The organism is Methanosarcina sp. A14, assembly GCF_001729375.1.
GTDB lineage: Archaea > Halobacteriota > Methanosarcinia > Methanosarcinales > Methanosarcinaceae > Methanosarcina > Methanosarcina barkeri.
This window is the reverse complement of the sequence record NZ_LZPK01000241.1, coordinates 1-3,031: the sequence shown is the minus strand read 5'-3', so window position 1 is coordinate 3,031 and position 3,031 is coordinate 1. Positions and strand designations below refer to the sequence as shown.

Annotated in this window: 1 protein-coding gene; it reads right to left on the bottom strand. The window is 41.7% G+C overall.

The genetic code is table 11. From position 1 onward, the window contains the following. Positions 1-360: 360 nt before the first annotated feature. A complete protein-coding gene (locus A9239_RS19535; RefSeq protein WP_052712855.1) occupies positions 361-2,595 on the bottom strand; it encodes a hypothetical protein in 2,235 nt (744 codons plus the stop codon). Positions 2,596-3,031 lie beyond the last annotated feature (436 nt).

Sequence of the window (3,031 nt, the reverse complement as noted above, 5' to 3'; positions counted from 1 at the left end):
CATTTTTCAAGGGGTTTAAATGTTATAATAAATTTTATTATTCAATCCTAAGAAATTTTCGTACCAGAACTCCTTTTTTGTAAACATACGGACTGTGTCCTTCGGAAGGGATGTCCAATACGTGTGTTATTTCTTTAAAAAAGAGAGGCTAAAAAAGAATGCATACGTTATCGGTTAAGCGTAAAAGAATGCTATACAATATAATTTTGGCTCTTCACCATTCTCTATGGATAAGATGATTTTCAATTCGAGACTGCATTGATTTTTATGAAGACATTATGATGATATCCACATAAAATAACGAAGAGCCTTTGTCCAAAGGCAGGCTTTCTGCAGGCTTTAATTAATCTCTCTGAAGGTTTATAATTCAATCTGCTTTTCAATGCCTCCGACTTTTACTTTAAAATTGCCTGCCGGTATAGACTTAGTATTATATTCATAGTTGAGATTTCCTTCTGAATCTACTTCCACCTCTTGCACAGCTGTGATCTTGATTTTGACATTAGAGCCACTTGCCTTTCCATCGATCCTGATCTTATATGTTCCTGGAGGAACACCTTTCTGGGAAACAGTAGCAGTACCGTTTTGTGCCTTTGCACTTTTCGTTAACCACAGGATAATCTTTGCTCTCACATTAAGGTCATCGGCACCTGTTGCCTGCACAGTAAAACTGTTGTCGAACCCTGAAGGGATTATTATATCTTCAAGCAGGTATTCGTATTCTCCATCCTGTACCATCACATCTTTTTCAAAGGTTGCCGCCACTTTCGCAGCATCTCCAACAAAGCCGGTTCCTTTTATCTCTATTACATCTCCAACGGGATTTTCAGAAATAAGTTCCCAACTGCCAGATGCATCTGCTCCAGAAGACATATTTGTCGTGTTGTTATCGATAGAAACTGCTCCAGAAGACAGGTTTGAAGTGTTGTAATTGATACGAATTGGTCCCACGAAGGAATTGAAAATCAGATCGTCATTTTCCAGGTACTCCAGCAATGCATATGCCCCGTTTCCAAAGTTTGCATCGCCAAAAATCGTCTGATGGACAATTTCACCGGTATCCCAGTCAAGTCCGAGCACTTTCCAGCCGTCTGGCAACCTGTAGCCATTGATGAGGGCCATATTACCCGATTGGCTGTAGATCGGAACCATGCTTGTCGACGAAACATCTGACCTTGCCCATACTGAAGACCATTCATTCGTTGATGTGTTCCATTGAAAGCGTTCAGCACCATATGCGGTATCATATGCCGGGCCCATGAGCGATACCTGAAGAATCTTGTTCTGGCCTATAAGATCAGAGCTGACATTTTCCGGAATGTTATTCACAACAAAAGCCCCATATCCAGATACAACTACGGACTGCTCCGTCTGTATCCACTCGGGAAGGGTGGTAAAATTACAAGTTACCGGAATCTGCCCTGCGATGCGTTCGGATCCCTCTGGGATTTCGTTGCGCCAAAATGCCACTAGGTTCATCTGTTTGGCACCATCGGTTATGACCACCAGCTTATCCTCATCGTCGCTGAATCCCATGAGCGTTGGGGTAGATCCTGTGCCATTGCCTACCTTGATCATAGGAGGTTGTTCCGAATTGTTGTATGGGCTCGACCATGCGCCATCGGCTTCATTATCGGAAAGATTTGTACCGTCCCAGACAAGCTTGTGCATGACACTATCGCTTGCCAGATATATGCCATTGTTTTCATCTACAGCAACTGAGTTGCTAACGTACTCACCACGCCCAAGCTTGTAAAAAGATGTAGAGGTTGTGTTGAGGTCGCGATTGATGACTGCCACTCCATTGCTAAAAGTGATAATAAGGTAGCCGTCGTATGTCATGGAAAGGCCAAATAATCTTGCGTACGGCGGGTGGTCGTCGCCCTGGATCGCAGTGACTACATCTTCTAGCATGTAGAGTTTCTTTATGCCTGCAGATGGGTTGTTCGGATCACTTAATGCAAACGCGTAGAGGTTATCTCCATAATTTGTATACAGTACGTTTTCGTTATCGACTACCGAGTACAGCCCATTCCCAAAGCGGTCTGCGTAATTTTCACCGAAAAGGCTTTTCAAGGAACTATTCATCGAGCTTGTGTTCATTCCCACAGCAGACGACTCGCCGAAGGTACTGAAATTTTCATCCGGAACAGCCGGAAATGAGTTGTTTGACGCATCAGTGAGTGCCTCATATTTTGCTACAGCAGTCCAATTGTTGTCGGTCACATTAACGTAGCTTACGCGATCGCTTCCAACTGCCCACATGTAACTCTTATTAGTGGAGGCAAGAGTTATGATGTTTATCGGGCCGCCATAGACAGTTGGTTGAGTCATTGGATCTACAGTGAAGTTACCGCGAGGAGGCCCGTAGGGTGTAGAGTCGCTCTGCGAAGAGTCAAAATGTGTGATGGCATAAAGTGAAGATGCCAGGTAGGGATTGACAACGGATCTGTTGACCATCTCGGGCGTGGTAGCTGTGGATTCCTCGGCATCGGCGGTTGGGATGCCGACGAAAAGTGCGATAGCACACGCTACGATTGCAATCGTTAATACTAATCTTTTATTTGATTTCAGAGGATTTTCTATAGTCTTCATGAGTTGTACCTTTTGATTTATTTATATTTGTATAAAGTTTTACGTACTTGAAGTATAAAATGTATCTTATTCAAGTTGTATGATAAAAAGTAACTTTTTCATATATGATGAACATTTAATAATGTGACCAAGTTTGAAAAACAGAATCGTAGGGCATATTTAACTTTAATGTAAATTTAAACTATGATGTTTCATGTAATGGATTTTATACCTCAAGTGCGTAAGTCTTTGAAATTAAGTACTATTTTTAAGGTCATTGTGTACCTGAATTTTGGAATAATTTCTGATCTTTATATACAGTTAACCTTATCAAATATACAATCCACTTTCCGCAGGTGCGACATGAATGCCACTATTTTTTCTATCTGTCAGTGATTCAAAAATGAACTCCTATTTATGTGTCATCAGTTAAGGTTTAAAACATCTTTCCGGACTG

Bases quoted from the DNA above. Each gene is read 5' to 3' on its own strand.
- A9239_RS19535 (WP_052712855.1), bottom strand. From the start codon at position 2,595: ATGAAGACTATAGAAAATCCTCTGAAATCAAATAAAAGATTAGTATTA.